This is a genomic window from Shewanella sp. DAU305 (genome assembly GCF_026802235.1).
Taxonomy (GTDB): Bacteria; Pseudomonadota; Gammaproteobacteria; order Enterobacterales; family Shewanellaceae; genus Shewanella; species Shewanella baltica.
In genome coordinates this window covers 4,399,920-4,416,508 of the sequence record NZ_CP113808.1, presented here as the reverse complement: position 1 = coordinate 4,416,508, position 16,589 = coordinate 4,399,920, and the positions used below count along the sequence as shown (strand labels likewise).

Below are 16,589 nucleotides of genomic sequence, written 5' to 3'. Positions count from 1 at the left end.
GAAAAATCTATTTCCTGACTGAATGCGCAGATTTTTGCGCATATCAAGGCGCTCTATCGTACGCCATAGCGAGCTATGGTTAGACAGAGCAACGCAGAGAGGCCCGAAAAGATGCCTATTCAGCGGCTCTGCTTATCCCGAGCTCAGGTTACTTAGCTTTAGGTTGAGTTAACCAAGTGCTGAGCAAACGCACGCCGTAACCTGTGGCGCCCGCAGGCACAACGGCGGTATCGGTGGCGGTTAAGGCATTACCCGCGATATCGAGATGTGCCCAAGGCTGTTCGCCCGCAAAGCGTTTTAAGAACATGGCCGCAGAGGAAGCGCCTGCGCTGCCTTCTTTTCCGGTGTTTTTCAGATCCGCGATAGTGGATTTAAGCTCATCATCGTAGGCTTGATCTAAGGGTAGACGCCACACTTTCTCGCCAACCTGTTGTCCCGCATAGGTTAACTGCTGAACCAAGGTTTCTGAGTCGGTAAACAATCCCGCATACACGCTACCAAGTGCGCCGACTTTGGAGCCCGTTAAGGTCGCGACATCGACTATGATGGAAGGCTTATAGTTTTCTCTGGCATACCAGAGGCCATCGGCCAGCACTAAGCGACCTTCTGCATCGGTATTGAGCACTTCAACGGTGAGCCCTTGGGCAGTTTTAATCACGTCCCCTGGGATCATCGCGTGGCCAGAGATCATGTTCTCCGCCATCGGCATAATCGCGACTACGTTGACTGGCGCCTTTTGGAGTGCCATGGCTTTGATGGTGCCAAGCACAGTGGCTGCGCCCGCCATGTCTGACTTCATCCGTGCGATAGAAGTGCCCGTCGCCTTAATGTTGTAACCGCCAGAGTCGAAGGTGATACCTTTACCGACCAGTGCGATTGGCGCATCTTTGCTGCCCGGCCAATGGGCGACCACTAACTTAGGTGGGCGTTCGCTGCCTTTACCTACTGCCGCCAAGGCGCCCAGTTGTAGGCGTTCGATATCTTTGGCTTCTAATACTGTGACTTTAACGCCGAGGGATTTGAGTTTTCTCGCCTCATTGGCAAAGCTGTCTGGATACATAATGCCTGCGGGCGCATTTGTGAGATCGCGCGCTAAAAACACGCCAGCTTCAACCGCTTGCAGATTTTTATGGTGTTTCTGGTTGCCACTTAAATCATCGACGGCGATTTGGTAGTTCTTCTCGGCATGGGTACTCGCCTTGAACTGAGTGTAACGATAGCTGCGCAGTTCAATACCGTGGGCCAACTCTGAGGCAAATAACGGCGCGGCCGTTAAACCTTGAGTGAGTACGCGTATTGTAGCTTGGGGAACCGTATCGAGTTTGGCTGCAACATTACCACCGATAGTATTGATATCACCGGGCGTTAAGGTTTTTGCATCGCCAATGCCGACCAGTAAAACCCGCTTAGCATCGATTTCACTCGGCACTAAAATCTCGAGGATTTCACCTTGCTTACCGGAAAAGCTGTTATCAGCCGTCGCTAGGTTTAATTGGTCTTGGGTCGACTGAGGTAAAAAATCGATCCCATAGGTAGTGGAATCAGCGCTTTGGAATAGCACTAATGTATCTGAATTCAGTGAGCTACGAGTGTCAAAACTAAAAATCTCGGCGTTAGCATTGAGAGAGTTAAGGCACGCCAGAGCCATAACGCTTAACATAAATTTGTGCTTATTTTTCATGGTGACAGCTCATATCATAGGAGTGTGAGAAGAATATCAAAGCTCAGCCTTAGGGTTAACTAATTTAAGCTATTTTGCTGATATTAATATTAAATCCAAGGCCCAAAGCGTGTCAGTGATCGCTCAAGGGCAAAACCCAATTGTTGCGACAAAGATTGAGCCTGACTTTTCAGGGCCGAGGTGCCTAAAAGCTGTGGCGATTGGCTCGCAAATATCACCCAATTACCGCCGCCAGTGAGACAAGCATTCACATGGGCAAAGTGCTGTTGTAAGTCGGCTAATAACTCGCGATTTTGGCTATGTTCTTTCCAGCAGTTCAGCACTAAATAACCGTTGGGTTTAATGAGGTTAGTGCATTGCTTAAGGAATACTGGCGAAAGCTGTCCTGTTTCAACGCCTTTGGCTGTGTAAATATCGGCAAAAATCACATCGACTTTTTTATGATCGCCTGCGGCCAAAAAGGCGATGGCATCATCATTGATTAGATTCAGCTTTTTACCTATCGGCAGTTGAAAATAGCGCTTAGCTAACTCAATCACCGCGGGGCGTAATTCTACCGCCGTTAACTTTATTGCCGCGTCGAAATTGCGTAGAGAGTGGATAATCGAGCCGCCGCCTAAACCTAAAACGATGGCGCTCTTGGGCTTACAAAACAGCAAAACCAACAACATGGCTTGCACATAAGTGTGCTGGGGAATATGGGGCGCAGCCTTGAGGATTTTACTCTGCTCGTCGTTATCTCCAAAGGACAGGATCCGTGAGTCGTCGTAATCGATTACGCGGATTGGGCCTAGTGCGTCTTGGGTTTCATGTAAGAGGGTAGAGTCGGCCATATTGGGTTTATTACTCGGTTTAGCTGTTTGGCTCGCTTGCACAGGCTATAACTGCTCGCGCAAAAAAGTTAGAATTCAGACAGTTTTAGTTAATTGAGCCGCTATTATGACAAATCAAATCCTGCTTGCCTGTATTTATCTTGCAGTGTTTCTCTTTTTACAGCGCGCCTTAACCCATTGGGTGAGAAAACTGGCGCAAATGAAGCAAGTGAGTGTGGCGCGGACCAGTTTAGTCACCCGTTTTATTTCCTATGTGATGTTTTTTATTACCTTGTCACTGATGGCGGTCTCGCTCGGACTGGGCTATCAAGATGTGTCGCTATTTGTGTCATCTGCCTTTGCTGTGATGGGCGTGGCATTAGTCGCCCAGTGGTCAATATTGAGTAACTTAACTGCAGGCGTGCTGATTTTTTTCGTGTTTCCTTATCGTATCGGTGAGCGTATTCGAGTGGTTGATAAGGATGAAGATATTAGCGGCGTGATCATCGAAATCGCGTTATTCCATGTGCTGATCCATCGCGATAATGGCGATACTATTACTTATCCCAATAACTTGATGCTGCAAAAGGCAGTGTTAAAGCTCGCCGATCAGACTCCCTTGGCCGAACGTCAGGCGTTACTCGAAGGCAAGAAGAAGTTTGATCCTGAGTAGTGAATATAACGACGCCGCTGTGTATCGATTATCGAGCTGTGTTGAGTGCTCGCAGGCGCTTAGTCCAATTATCGTGTCATTAGGTGTGTTTGCTTACGTACTATTGATGAACAAATAGCGGCTGACTAACCAATAGCGGTGCACTATGAGATGAAATCGCTTTTGCCGTTCTAGCCACTTAGCTAACACTTAAATAGCACTTAACCAACACCTAGCTAACACCTAACCAAGACTCAACTCAGGCTTAATCGATAGCGCTTGAGTGCAAGATTCTCAACAACCCAATACAGGCCTGATAGGGATAGCAACAAGGTCAGTATGCCAAACAGCCAGCTAAAGGGGTTGTTGAAGCTGCCTTGATTGAGGTAATCCATAAAGTGCAATTTAAACATCAAGTCGGCGATGTCTGTGTGGTCATTTTTATGGCCAACTAGTTCGCCATTAACCGCATTGATATAAATCCGCGTCGACAGGTCATCATCCATACCTATTTGCCACAGTGAATTGCACTGGGTTGGCCACTCGCTAATGGGGGCTGAGATTTGCTTAACTTGGTTAATCTTGCCCGGCCCTGTGTAACTTTCAAGCGCCAGTTGTTGCGCGTTTTGTTTATCAATATGTAAGACATTGCCTGTATAAGCATCAATCAAGGTTTGCTGTTGGCATTGATGTGCATAGCGCTGCACCTTTGCATCGAGTACATAAACGGGCTTACCTGCGATCGCCACTAATGTCAGGCTTTCTACTTGAGTATGCTTAGCTAGCAAGGGAGTTATATCCACAAGCTTTTGTGGCTCAAACGCTTGCCTTTGCGGCTCAGGATGATGGCTCTGTTGGTACTCCATTCCCTTGAGTTCATCATGGGGCGTCAAATTGAAATAGACCCCAGTAACAAGCCAAAGTAGCAGTTGAATGCTAACTATGGCACCGAGCCAATAGTGAGCGATTTTGACCCAACGTTTGAAGCGTTTACTTTGAGGCTTAGGCTTAAGTTTAAGATTCGGTATCATCTCAGATACCTCCTTCTGCGCTGCCAAAGTAAAACGAAGCCAGCTAATACAGCCACAATAGAGACTAGAGCCGTGCTCAGTAGTAGAAGATTGTCGATGGCTTCACCTTCGTCGTAATCCATAATGTGCCATTTCCAAAAGAGATCGAATAAACGCCAATAGTCATGTCTACGCGTGACTAACTCACCCGTTGTCGCTGATAGGTAAAGGCTTGTAGCAGCGCTATCGTTAAAATCCATTCTCCAAACTGGCAAGTATCGCGGCGCTAATTCTGCAGGGGCGATATCGGTGAGCAGGGTTGCACTAACAAGCTTAGCCTCGACGACTAAAGACCCGTGATGCTGATAGTTTGAAGCGATTATTCGAGCTTGTTTCTCCGTTATTGAAGGCAATAACTCACCCGAATCTGCGTTCACGAGAATGGACTTATCGCTCAGTTTAATCCGGTAGTAGAGGCTATCAGTAACTGAGGTTAACGTGATTGCTTGAGCCTTGGGGAAACGTTCATAAACCGCTGCCATTGGGTAATGGATCTGGCTGGGATCGATATGCTGGGAGTATTGTTCTTTAATATGATCGCCACGGATAAACCCAAGATCCATCAAGACGAAATAGCTGCCGGTGACTGACCAGATCCCTATCGGCAGTACCAGCAATAGCATCAACCATCTGTGTAGAAAGTGCGCCGATGAGACTCGTTTAAGTGTGTGAACCCGCTTCAAGTTGATGACTCACCTTTTATTTTGTGAACTAATTTAGCCCGCTTGCTTAAGGGGATTACCCCTTAAGCTCAAAGCATTACAGAGCCCATTTCATCCCGACATAGTAACGACGTCCCATTAGGTCATACGTCATAGTGTTGGTATTACCGTCGGTATAGCTTTGATGATATGGCGCTTGCTTGTCGAACAGATTATCGATACCTGCTGTGAACGCAATATTGTTGTCCATTTGATAATGAACCTGTGCGTTATGGTAAGTGATCGCATCAACTGAGTCCCCTATATCACCAGCATTGGCATATTGATCATCCGCCGCGCCAATATACTGAATGTTGTAGCTAAAGCGCCAATTGTCATTAGTGACATCAAAATAGAGGTTTGAGCGCCATTTGGTATAGCTACCATCATAACCAATGGTGCCAGCTCGAGACTCAACGGGGGCACTGGCGTAGGTTTGCAGATCGTATTGATCTAAATAGCTCAGCTCCCAAGTTGTATTAGTCACAACGCTGCCCATCTCTTTCTGGTAAAACATCGCCATATCAACACCTGAAACCACTTCGTTGGCGGCGTTGCCCAGTTGTGTTTGTAAATAGGTGATGTTGCCTGTCATTGCGTCTCGCACAAAGTGTTCGTCGCTACAGAAAGGATGTGTCATCCCTTTGCTGTCGTAACAGGCGGCTAATTTGCTCGAACCATTGACTGAATTAATGGCGTTATTAATCTCTATCTTGTAGTAATCGAGCGTGATATTGAGCCCTTCAATAAACCCCAGATCCCAAACAATACCCGCAGTAAAGGTATTAGCTTCTTCTGGTTCAAGTTCAGCATTGCCACCACGGTCGGTTAATATTGTGCCTTCTTGCTTATAATTCGTTGGCACGTTTGATGCCATACAATTAGCGTATCGATTCGAGCTAGGGTCGAGCTTAGCCCACTCGCTACAAGGATCTGTGGTATTCATGGACCCTTGATCTATGCCGCCAAACAACTCAGGAATATTCGGTACTCTGAATGCCGTAGATTGCGTGGCCCGCAGCGTCACTGCGTCATTGACGACCCACAGTAGCCCCATTTTATAATTGGTATCACCACCGAAGGTATCAAAATAGGAATATCGCAACGCCGTAGTTAATTCGACCGACTTGGCAAAGGGCAGGCCGCTTAAAATAGGTAACAAGGTTTCAAGATAGATTTCGTCGGCAGTGTAACGACCATCAATCGGATCTTGCTGGGCAGTGTTTGCTTCACCACTGATTTTAAGTGGGTCGGGATCATTCCATCCTTTCTCGTTTCTGTGCTCTAGTCCTGCAGCAAAACTCATCATGCCCGCGGGTAACTGCCATAGATCGCCTGTGACATTCGTTGTTAGGCTAAACTGCTCATTACCGCCGCTATCTCGCATGTTAAACAGGAAATAGTCCAGCATTTCAGGTGTGAGTGAGCCAGCTCCCCAAAAGTCTGCGCAGGGGACATTAGGATCAAGATGACAACTGCTATAGTCTGTCGCCTCGGCAAGACGAGCCTTATTAATGACATTGGTCACTTCATAGGAACCACGGTTACTGCCGAAGTTAACTGCGGCATCCCATTGCCAACCGTTGTCTAAATCCCCTCTAAAACCTGTCACTAAGCGCCAAGTATCCGCTTGAATATTAAATTGTCGGGGCGCTTCAGCCAGTCTGCGACTCTGGAGCAGAAAGTCTGCATCGGTCGGATTTGACTCATGCCAAGCAGGAATGACTATTCCTGACACCGATTGCGGGGTTGCGGGTAATTGTGAGCTACGGTGAGTGTACATGGCCTCAGCAAACACTTGGCTGCTCGCCGTTAAGTCATATTCACCGTAGGCAAACAGATTGACTCGCTCGTTAGGTTGAACCGCATTAAAATACTGATAAGTATTATCTTTATGGCTACTTGTGTATGGGGCGCTTCCCGTTGGCAACAGCATTAACGGATCGCCGATTGGATTACCATTGGTATCAATGAAATGGCCTCTGCCTCCCGGCAGCGCCGAGCTACCGCCACACACTAGCTCACCATTAACCTCCTCAAGCGGACAAGGTGCGCGACTCAGCATATCGACGGCTTGGGTTTTATCGTAACTCATCGCCACATATGCACTGCCGCGCTCACCTATATGACCTAGGGCAAGATCGAGCTTGTACTGGTCACCATCATTTTGCTCGGTTATGCCCGTTCGCGCTTGAAACTCAACCCCATCGATTTGTTGCCGAGTGATAATATTGACCACGCCAGCAACCGCGTCGGCACCATAAATGGCGGATGCACCATCTTTTAATACCTCGATTCGTTCAACCACGCTAATGGGAATAGTATTAAGATCTACTGAGGAGTTTGCCCCAGTGCCACTGTTCAGCATACGTCGACCATTGAGCAGTACGAGTGTGCGATTCACCCCTAATCCACGCAGGTTGACTTGGGTTGAACCATAGCCACCTTCAGTCCAATAGGCATTCGTTTGATTACCCGCAAACCCCGCAGATGCTGTCATTCTTTGCAGTAATATCTCAACTGAGGTGGCACCGGTTTTCTCGATATCTTGCGCGGTAAAAACGGTCATAGGCGCGGTGGAAGCCATCTCTTCCCTTTGAATTCGACTCCCTGTAATGGCAATTCTTTCGATGGTAGTGGGAGTTGATACTTGAGGTTTTGCAGATGCTGGCAACATTGCTTCAGTTTCGGCTTCGGCTGCTAACCCTGAAAAAGTGGCCATGCTGGCTAGGGATATTGCCATTGAAGTCATTACTGCGGAGCGGGTCATAATAAGCCTATGAAAGGTCTGTTTAAATAATGGTATGTTTTATATAGGATTAAGTGGGTATCTCAATAAAAACTCAACGACCTGCGACACTGTGTCACACCCCTAATGCGCGGTTTATAATAAAGTGCTGATATAATCGCCGCTCACTAAAGGTTTGGAAGTTCAACCATGTGGGCCCGCAGCGTGTATTTTGTTTTAAGAGGTAATGATTCGGCATGGCGTAAATGGGAGGATAAGAGCATGCAAGCGCAAGTACAGAACAAGTTTGAACGCTATCCTGAGCATATAACACCCTTGCTATTACGGATCCGAACCTTGATTTTTACAATTGCCGCAGCGCAGGATTTAGGTGCGGTGGAAGAAAGCTTAAAATGGGGCGAGCCGAGTTATTCAGTTAAAAATGGCAGTACAGTAAGATTTGATTGGAAGCCTAAATATCCCGAACAATACTGCCTATTCTTTAATTGTAAAACCAAGCTGGTTGATACATTTCGAGAGCTGCATTCCGATGTGCTGCAGTTTGAAGGGAATCGAGCCATAGTGTTAAGTATCCATGATCCTCTGCCAATAACCGCAATTTCTCAATGTATTGAATTATCGTTGAAATACAAAAGTATCAAACATCTACCTTTACTAGGTGCTTAGTTTCATTAAATAAAAAGATGATGAATCACTAAAACCATAATGTTTGTTAAGGTTTTAGTGATTCATTTGATTTGTACAATTCTAAACTTATGTTGTTAGCTGCATTCTAGACAACCACTAAATGCTATTTTAATGATGCGATAAAGGCTTCTGACTTTTGGCGGTAGGATTCTTCAAATGCAATGATAGCCGCTATGATACCTGAGCCAAAAAGTACTTGCAGAGAGGGGATAAGAGTCGCTATGCCCACAGTCGACCAAAAGTTAAGACCAAATCCACGTGTCATCCAAAACTGACTCGCGAGGCCAATTAATGAAAGCGCGACGGCTAACAACGAAACAACGGTTGTTACTCGGATAATCATTAATAGTAACGCTAAGTTTTTTGAGGATAAATTTTTATAGGGTTTCATTTTTCTACTCTTTCCTTAAGTATGTAATATCTTATATGTTTGATTTATGAACTAGTGCAGCACCCTGTGGAAAAATGCCACAGCTTGCAGATACATTTGCAGCGCTAAAGCCGGATCGTATCTATCGCCTTCATCACGCATAAAGGCGTGTTGGGCGTTAACTTCAAGCCAAGTGAAATTACGGTTCAGCGCCATTAATTGCTGGTGGATTAACACTCGACCTTCCGCTGATACATGGGGATCTTGCTTGCCGAACACTAACACTAATTCCCCTTGAATATCACCGCTGCGGCTCAGTGAGTCATTGCCGTAGGCGCAGGGCAGGGTGTTGGAGTGAATGTCGGTAGGATAGAGGCAAAATGCACCTAAAATAGCGGGGTTGAGTGCGGCGCGGTAGGCTAAGTGGCCGCCGATACACACGCCCATGCTGCCCACTTTGCCATTGCAGTAAGCTTGTTGATGGGCAAAGTCGACTAATGCTTGGGTGTCGCTGTCGTGGTGTTCTAAAGGTTTCGCAAATTTATCGGCGTTGCCTTTGTCTTTACCCGGTTCATCGTAGGCGAGCACTGTGCCTAAAGGATTGAGTTCATGGAACACTTCCGGCACAAACACCACAAAACCGTGGCCAGCAAGAATTGTCGCAGTGCGCGCAATAGGCGCAGTTTGCTGAAATATCTCGGAATAAAAGATGATGCTTGGAAATTGCCCCTGTGCTTCTGGGCGGTAGATATAGGTGCGCATTAGCCCTGAAGGCGTGGAGATATCCTGAGTTTCCTGAGTGACTAACATATTTAGTTCTCTCTGTGAGGCTTCAAACGTTGAAGCCTCACTTTAGCAGTCAGGATTTTATCTGTCAGTTAAAACAATTCGTTACCTGAGCGTTCCCCTGCACATAGCGCTTTTACATTGCTCAAGGTTGTTTGGGCGATGGCACCTAAGGCTTCTTCGGTGAGGAAGGCTTGGTGACCGGTAAAAATCACGTTATGGCAGGCAGATAATCGACGGAATACATCGTCTTGAATGATTTCATTCGATTTGTCTTCGAAGAATAAGCCTTTTTCATTTTCGTACACATCGAGTCCGAGTGAACCTATTTGGCCGAGTTTTAAGGCTTCCATCGCATCGAAGGCATTGAGTAAACCACCGCGACTGGTGTTGATCACCATGACACCGGGTTTCATCTTGGCGAAGCTGGCTTGGTTGAGTAAATGGCGGTTATCGGCCGTGAGCGGGCAATGCAAGCTGATGATATCGCTGTTGGCATAAATCGCGTCGAGATCTTGATATTCCACATTCAGCGCGACAACCGCTGGATTGATAAAGGGATCGTAGGCGATGACTTTACAGCCAAAACCGAGCAAGACTTTAATGGTGGCCACGCCGATTTTACCCGTACCAATTACGCCGACGGTTTTGCCGAACATATTAAAACCGACTAAACCTTCGAGGGAGAAGTTGGCATCGCGGGTGCGTTGGTAGGCTTTGTGGATTTTGCGATTCAGCGTCAACATCAGCGCGACTGTGTGTTCGGCAACGGATTCTGGGGAATAAGCGGGCACGTTGACGACTTGCATGCCTAAGCGTTTAGCGGCGACTAAATCGACATTGTTAAAGCCTGCGCAGCGCATGGCGATAATTTTTGTGCCGCCCTTGGCGAGTTCGACAAGGACTTCTTCACAGAGTGAATCGTTAACGAAGGCACAAACGATTTCAAACCCTTCAGCAAGTTTCACTGTTTGCATGCAGAGGCGATAATCGAAATACTCAATTTGTGCACCAAACGCGGCATTTGTGCGGTTAAAATGCTGCATGTCGTAATGTTTTGCGCTAAAGAATCCAATTCTCATTTCAGTCACCTAACGGATTTTGATGTAGTTATCAGCCAAAGAGTGTAAGTGAGTTAGGGCTTTTTGTCCTCAGCCTTAGAAAATTGGCTATTAAAAGAGTGAGCTTTGTCATCAATTGGCTAAAACTGTTGATAAAAAAAGCGAGCCCTGATGGCTCGCTTATGGATTGACTGCCTGTGCTTGAGATATTCAAGCTAGGGCTCTCATTTTTAAAGACGTGCTTTGAGAGCTAAGGGTTAGTCCGTTAACCCTGATACAGTTTGTGACTAGTGATCTTTAGCGAATTTAGCCGCTTCTGCACCGGCGATACGGCCGTAGGTCACAATGTCAGATACTGCGTTACCGCCTAGACGGTTAGCACCGTGAACACCGCCAGTCACTTCACCTGCGGCATATAAGCCTTGGATTGGTTTACCGGTTTTTTCGCTCTTCACTTCGGCTTTAGTATCAATCACAACGCCACCCATAGTGTGGTGAACAGCAGGTGCGATTTCTAATGCGTAGAAAGGTGCTACGGCTAATTCGCGTGGTAGGTTTGGACGTTCAAATTGCGCATCTTTACCTGATTTCACGAAACCGTTGTATGCCGTGATGGTTTTAGCCAGTTCAGCGGCGGGCACATCGATTTGTTTTGCTAACTCTTCGACGGTTTTGCCTTCTTTAACAATGTTCAGATGCACATAACCTTCAATCGCTTTTAAGCTCTTACGGATTGAGTCATCGAACACCAGATAAGCACTTTCGCCTTTTTGTTGCAGAATCGCGGCAGACGCTTTATCACGGGTAGTGATTTCGTTCATAAAGCGGTTACCTTCACGGTTAACCACGATAGCACCGTTACCACGTACCGCTTCGGTGATCATCACGCCACCTGCTGGTGAGTAAGTTGGGTGAGCTTGAATGAACTCTAAATCGCGAGTTGCTGCGCCAGCTTGTTGTGCTACGTCTAAGCCATCACCGGTTGCACCTGGGTGGTTAGTGGCTTTAAAGCCTTTTAACTTAGGATCGTATTTAGCTACGCGGTCGTTGTTTTTCGCAAAACCACCGGCAGCAATAACCACTGCATCGGCTTTGATTATGTAGTAGCCAGTGTATTCGCCTTTAACGAGTACGCCAGTCACATTGCCTTTCGCATCTTCAATAATACGGACAACACGGCTGTTTAAGCGGATGTCAGTACCACGTTTGATTGCGTTGTCCCACAGCACTTGCGCAACGTGTGCACCTACGCCAGCGCCACCGGTTGGACGGTGACTACGGTTAACGCTTGCGCCACCCATACGGCCTACGTCAGTCATATCGGCACCCATAGAGGTTAACCAATCGATAGAGTCAGAAGAGTTATTCGCAAGCACTTTCACTAATTGAGGATCGTTAATGTTACGGCCACCTTTCATGGTGTCGTCGATCATGATTTGTTTCTTATCTTCAATACCTAACTTAGCTTGCGCCTTCGTTTCGGCAGCGTTCATACCGCCAGCGGCCAGCTTAGTGTTACCACCTGGGACAGGTTCTTTTTCGAGCAGGATTACTTTTGCGCCAGCATCACGGGCTGATACTGCAGCAGCAAGGCCCGCACCACCTGAACCGATAATAACCACATCAGTGGTTTCTTTTACGCCAGCAGCAATGGCTTTGTCTTGTGCCGCTTTGTCAGCATCAACAGGAACAAACTTACGTTCCCACTTGCCGCCGTAAGGCATATCGAAGCCGAAGCTGTGGCAAGCATCGCAATAGGCGACTGATTTTTCATGACCTTTATGGCAGCTCGTACAAGCAATTTCGCCAATCAAGTGAGATTTATGGGGTGAGACTTTGTCTTTAGGTGCGGCGGCGGCCAGTTCTTTTAAATCGCCGTGGCAGCTAACGCATTGGGCATTTTCATGGCTAAGGTTGTCATCGCTGACGCCACCTTTGTCTGAGACGTGGCAGCTGTCGCAACTGCCCATTTCACCGTGAAAATCGGCTAGCACTTCTGGTGCAGCATAGGCAGTTCCTGCCATTGCGCCAGAGATCAGCATGGCTAGTGCTGTTTTTTGAATCTTTCTTGTGAACATGGTAGTTCCTCCGCCGTACATTCATCTACTTAATAAGGGTTATTCATCGTGGCGTGATATTTATTTTTTACGTCATTCACGCACTGTTAGAGCATTCTCCATTTGCAAATTTATCACTATCTAAAGAGGTATATATGTGTTCAGGTCACATAACCTTTGTTACAACGGAAATAACATATTTAAAATGTGCAATAGGGCGGGAAATATGAATCAAGTTGAAGCTAATCACTGATTGAATACGGTATAACTTGCGCGAGTTAACATATTGAATGGATTGGATTTAACTTTATGAAATAAAAATGGTATTGATTGTGGGTTTTGCGAGGTATTTTATCTATTTGTATTTTATAGATATTATAATGTGACTTTGCATATTAATAATTTCAATTATTTATTTTTGAGTATTCTATAAATAATGTTATTTATCCAGCCTTTATTGTATGGAATTATGTTGTTAGTTTAACTAAATGTTACGTAGTTGATTCTTAAGGGGATGTAATGCAGAAACAAGGCATATCAGAAAAACGTTTTTGGATTCAACGTTTGAGTAAAACCAGTTTAAGGGCATTGCATATTTTAGGAATAGTCGGTGTTGGCGGTGGCATTTTATTAAGTGTAGATAAAACGCAATGGCTGAATTATTGGTATCTCGCCATGACGACGGGCAGCATATTAATGTTGTGGGAAATTGTGCGTGATTGGCGTTGGTTAATTCAGCTTAAGGGTGTGTTAACCTTAGTAAAAGTAGGCTTACTTGGTCTGTTTGTACCCTTGGCTAATTTCAAGCCTGAGCTGTTAATCGTGATACTCTTTTTGTCCGTGATTGTGTCCCATGGTCCTGCTGGACTGAGGCATTATTCTATTGTGCATCGTCGGCAAATCGACTCGAAAAAAGAAATTAAGGGCTAATGCTAATGTCTGTAATCCATGCGCCAATCGTGACACCCGCAGCCTTAATCACTGAGTTTGCTTGGCCTGCTTCTCGCTTGGATGGACTTAAAGTACTCGATCTTGCCTGCGGCTCTGGGCGTAATGGCTTGTGGTTTCTAGCGCAAGGGGCTGAGGTGACGTTTATCGACAGGGACTTGTCTGCCATGTCGCACATTGAGCATGTGAACGCCCGCAAATATCAATGGGATTTAGAAGCCGAGGCTGCGCCATCGCTACCGATTGAAGAGTACGACATAGTGTTAGTATTCAATTATCTGCATCGGCCATTATTGCCGCAAATTGCCAAGGCGGTTAAGACTACAGGCCTTATCGTCTATGAAACCTTTACCACACAACAGGCTGAGAGTGGGCGGCCACGTAACCCCGATTTCTTACTCACTGAAAATGAACTCAAATCAGTGTTTGCTAACTGGCAACCTTTACATTACTTTGAAGGTCGATTATGTGATCCGCAGTCCACTCACAGCAGTTATAAAGCACAGTTGATTGCGCGAAAACCTAAAACGTAAGTTTACCGATTGAGACTCAAGAGGTCGTAGGATGTTTCCCTATCCAGAGCAATATCGCATTGCAACACCACCGCTAACGACCGCTGTCATGGTGGCTTGGGCTTTATTAAGTCATAGCCTTTTTTCCGATGCCAGCCCTGTCGCTCTGTATCCGCTATTAGCCCTGTTCCCGCTGGTAATTGGATTACACTTGTATTTGATTTGGTTAGCAAAAGGAATGGGACGACTCGATCAGTTTTTCTATGCCTTAGTGCATATCCCACTGGCGTTCGTGGTGTGGACATTTACAATTATGCATGTGAATGGCAACGCTTTTTCTTAAATTCGCCTGACGTTTTATAGAAAAATAACAAAAAAAAAGCGCCCTGATAATCAGAGGCGCTTTTTTAAATGCTGTATTGCTAACAATTAGGCCGTAGTGTTGATGTTGTGGCCTGCATTACCTACCGGTTTTGGCGCCGCAGCTGCAATTAAATCTACCGCGATTTTACCTTCGGCTTTTTGCTGCTCTTTGGCTAATTGAGCAACCTTAACGCCAACTGCACCATTTTCTAGATTAGGTGCGATAGCTTGGGTGTTCAGTGAAATAGACATAACTAACCTCGATTGTAAGCTGGATCCCTTTATCGGCAAACCCAAGGTTAACTTTAGTCGTTAGCCATAAATTTGCCAATCATCCATTATTTCACCAATTATTTAGCCAATTGTTTCGCCAATTACTTAGCCTTGGCCGAGAACAGTTTGCGGCCGATGACAATAATGGCTGTAATCCCCAATGAGCCTAAGATCAACCCCAGTGCCAGCGCCACATTTTGCAGTGCGGTAGGGTCGATAACCAGCGCGATACCCATACCCAACATCATCACACCTGACATGAGTTTTAGGGCTTGGCCTTCTTTTTCAGTCAGTTTACGTTTACCTAAGGTCGCGCTGAAGACGATAACGATAATCGCCAGCGGGATCACGTAAACAATGTTATATAAAACCAAATACATATAGCGTTCAATGTCTGGCAGATTGTGCATAGAGAGCACGCTGGTGTAGATCATCGGGAAGCCCGCGGTGCAGAGCAGTTCATAGGCGTTGGCGAGGACTGCTAGTACGGTCGATCCAATAAGTAAGGCGCCTAAGCTACTAGAATTTGACAGTTTACCCATGCGCTTTATCAAGCTCGTCCGGTTTTCCGCCGACATCGACAGCGTCACTTCCCCCTTAGTAAAGAAGTAATCTTTAATGTTGATGACCCCAGCGATTAAGGCCAAACAACCCGCCGCTAAGATGATCATGCCGCCATCACTGCCTGCGCCCAACAGCTGGAAGATGTTCAGCCATGCGGTCATAAACAGGAAATAGATAAAGCCTGAGAAGAACACGAAAATCCCGCCGACGAGTAACATGCGGCTGCGACTCTTGGCATTAACCATGATTGACAATAAAAACAGTAAAACGAAGAAGGCGCAGGGGTTAAAGGCATCCACGCCTGCGAGCACTAAGGTGAGCAGCGGCAAAGACATAGTCTCAGGTGTCACTACGCCCACTAAAGGTAACTCAACGGGCTGCACTTCAGATTGCACTGGTGATGCTTTTGTAGCGTCACCCAAGCTGGTGGCATCGCAGGTGCCTTCGCCAGTATCTGTGCCGCAGGTGCCAAATAGCGGCGCATCGGTTTCTGTACTCGCGCTCGTACTGACAACGCCTTTGGTGGGCAAGTCCGCTTCGCTGAGTTTACCGCCAAGGGATAAATAGCAATTTTTCAGTCGATTGACGAGAAACTCGCCGGTGACTGCTTCGCTCGAATAGCCCACCACGGCTTTTTCGCAGCTGGCCATATAGGGCACAGAACGCGCCTCTGTCGTGGTTTTTGCGGCGATAGTTTGCCAAATATCCTGCACGCCTGGAGCGGACACCATATGGGATTCGAGTTCTATCCAAGGATACTTTTGCGGTAATGAATCAATAAAAGGATGGGCCTCTGCACAATGTGGGCAGGTTTTGGACCAGAAGAAATACAGCTTAATTTTGAGCTCACCTTGAGCATTCACATAATGCCAAGTTTGATCCGCTGAGCTTGCTGGCGCTGTTTCGGCCCAGCTCGGGATGGAAAAGGCAAAGAGGAATAATAAAGAGCAAAACAGCGAGATTTTAGATAGATATTTTGTCATAGCGCCTCCCACTGAGAGTGGGTTTAAGTATCGTCAAACGGTTCAATTAACTCTTACTCTACTTAAATCAATCATTTTGATTAAATTAGATATTAAGAAGTGTTAGTTAACTCGCGAATAACAATTTTTTGGGAACTGAAACAAGTTTATCTTTGGTAAACGTTTAGCTAGGGCAGAAATTCTAGGGCAGAAAGAAATTTAGGGCAGAATTAGGGTAGAAATAGTGCGGTGCACACTTTGGCTCATCATGCTTTTGCGGGTCACATTCTGGGCCTCGAACTTGGGTTTACTATTATCAGGTTTGAAACTCTCAGGCTGAT

The 16,589-nt window shown here is 46.3% G+C and carries 16 protein-coding genes; 5 read left to right on the top strand and 11 right to left on the bottom strand.

Annotated elements, in window-relative coordinates; genetic code table 11:
* Nucleotides 1-148: 148 nt before the first annotated feature.
* Nucleotides 149-1,681, bottom strand: a complete 1,533-nt coding sequence (locus OX890_RS18740) for a leucyl aminopeptidase (protein ID WP_268649727.1) — start codon at nt 1,679-1,681, stop codon at nt 149-151.
* 89 nt (nt 1,682-1,770) lie between these two features.
* Nucleotides 1,771-2,514 (bottom strand): spermidine synthase, encoded by a 744-nt coding sequence (locus tag OX890_RS18735; RefSeq protein ID WP_226059598.1) that lies wholly within the window; start codon nt 2,512-2,514, stop codon nt 1,771-1,773.
* 106 nt (nt 2,515-2,620) lie between these two features.
* On the opposite strand from OX890_RS18735, the gene OX890_RS18730 reads away from it, so the two are divergent.
* Nucleotides 2,621-3,166, top strand: coding sequence for a mechanosensitive ion channel family protein (locus OX890_RS18730; RefSeq protein ID WP_006080363.1), 546 nt, complete (start codon nt 2,621-2,623; stop codon nt 3,164-3,166).
* A gap of 233 nt (nt 3,167-3,399) precedes the next feature.
* Here OX890_RS18730 and OX890_RS18725 read toward each other — a convergent pair whose 3' ends face one another.
* The 3 genes from OX890_RS18725 to OX890_RS18715 all read right to left on the bottom strand — a co-directional run bounded on the left by OX890_RS18725 (nt 3,400) and on the right by OX890_RS18715 (nt 7,686).
* Nucleotides 3,400-4,176: a PepSY domain-containing protein gene (locus OX890_RS18725; RefSeq protein WP_268649726.1), complete on the bottom strand. Its 777-nt coding sequence runs from the start codon at nt 4,174-4,176 to the stop codon at nt 3,400-3,402.
* The gene (locus OX890_RS18720) at nt 4,173-4,838 is read right to left on the bottom strand and encodes a peptidase (RefSeq protein WP_310473104.1); all 666 of its coding nucleotides are present in this window, start codon (nt 4,836-4,838) and stop codon (nt 4,173-4,175) included. The genes OX890_RS18725 and OX890_RS18720 overlap by 4 nt, the downstream gene beginning before the upstream one ends.
* Nucleotides 4,839-4,974: 136 nt before the next feature.
* A complete protein-coding gene (locus tag OX890_RS18715) occupies nt 4,975-7,686 on the bottom strand; it encodes a TonB-dependent receptor (protein WP_310473097.1) in 2,712 nt (903 codons plus the stop codon).
* Between the two features lie 240 nt (nt 7,687-7,926).
* On the opposite strand from OX890_RS18715, the gene OX890_RS18710 reads away from it, so the two are divergent.
* Nucleotides 7,927-8,331: a DUF1801 domain-containing protein gene (locus OX890_RS18710; RefSeq protein ID WP_268649724.1), complete on the top strand. Its 405-nt coding sequence runs from the start codon at nt 7,927-7,929 to the stop codon at nt 8,329-8,331.
* A gap of 124 nt (nt 8,332-8,455) precedes the next feature.
* On the opposite strand, the gene OX890_RS18705 is transcribed toward OX890_RS18710, so the two are convergent.
* The 4 genes from OX890_RS18705 to fccA form a co-directional block, all read right to left on the bottom strand.
* Entirely contained in the window at nt 8,456-8,743 is a 288-nt protein-coding gene (locus tag OX890_RS18705; protein ID WP_106651488.1) for a hypothetical protein, read from the bottom strand.
* Nucleotides 8,744-8,794: 51 nt separating this feature from the next.
* Nucleotides 8,795-9,532 (bottom strand): dienelactone hydrolase family protein, encoded by a 738-nt coding sequence (locus tag OX890_RS18700; protein ID WP_012588456.1) that lies wholly within the window; start codon nt 9,530-9,532, stop codon nt 8,795-8,797.
* Between the two features lie 68 nt (nt 9,533-9,600).
* The gene (locus tag OX890_RS18695) at nt 9,601-10,590 is read right to left on the bottom strand and encodes a 2-hydroxyacid dehydrogenase (RefSeq protein WP_006083996.1); all 990 of its coding nucleotides are present in this window, start codon (nt 10,588-10,590) and stop codon (nt 9,601-9,603) included.
* Nucleotides 10,591-10,856: 266 nt separating this feature from the next.
* Complete coding sequence (fccA, locus tag OX890_RS18690; protein ID WP_268649723.1) at nt 10,857-12,647, bottom strand: fumarate reductase flavoprotein subunit FccA; 1,791 nt, start codon at nt 12,645-12,647, stop codon at nt 10,857-10,859.
* A 498-nt stretch (nt 12,648-13,145) separates the two neighbouring features.
* Between fccA and OX890_RS18685 the strand changes: the two genes are divergently transcribed.
* The 3 genes from OX890_RS18685 to OX890_RS18675 are packed head-to-tail and all read left to right on the top strand — an operon-like array spanning nt 13,146 to nt 14,429.
* Nucleotides 13,146-13,556, top strand: a complete 411-nt coding sequence (locus OX890_RS18685; protein WP_006080374.1) for a hypothetical protein — start codon at nt 13,146-13,148, stop codon at nt 13,554-13,556.
* A 5-nt stretch (nt 13,557-13,561) separates the two neighbouring features.
* Entirely contained in the window at nt 13,562-14,107 is a 546-nt protein-coding gene (locus OX890_RS18680) for a class I SAM-dependent methyltransferase (protein WP_268649722.1), read from the top strand.
* A 31-nt stretch (nt 14,108-14,138) separates the two neighbouring features.
* Nucleotides 14,139-14,429, top strand: coding sequence for a hypothetical protein (locus tag OX890_RS18675; RefSeq protein ID WP_012090084.1), 291 nt, complete (start codon nt 14,139-14,141; stop codon nt 14,427-14,429).
* Nucleotides 14,430-14,515: 86 nt separating this feature from the next.
* Here OX890_RS18675 and OX890_RS18670 read toward each other — a convergent pair whose 3' ends face one another.
* Both OX890_RS18670 and OX890_RS18665 read right to left on the bottom strand, forming a co-directional pair.
* On the bottom strand, nt 14,516-14,701 hold the full coding sequence (locus OX890_RS18670; RefSeq protein WP_006080378.1) for a hypothetical protein: 186 nt from the start codon (nt 14,699-14,701) through the stop codon (nt 14,516-14,518).
* A 122-nt stretch (nt 14,702-14,823) separates the two neighbouring features.
* On the bottom strand, nt 14,824-16,269 hold the full coding sequence (locus tag OX890_RS18665) for a cytochrome c biosynthesis protein (RefSeq protein ID WP_012090083.1): 1,446 nt from the start codon (nt 16,267-16,269) through the stop codon (nt 14,824-14,826).
* Nucleotides 16,270-16,589 lie beyond the last annotated feature (320 nt).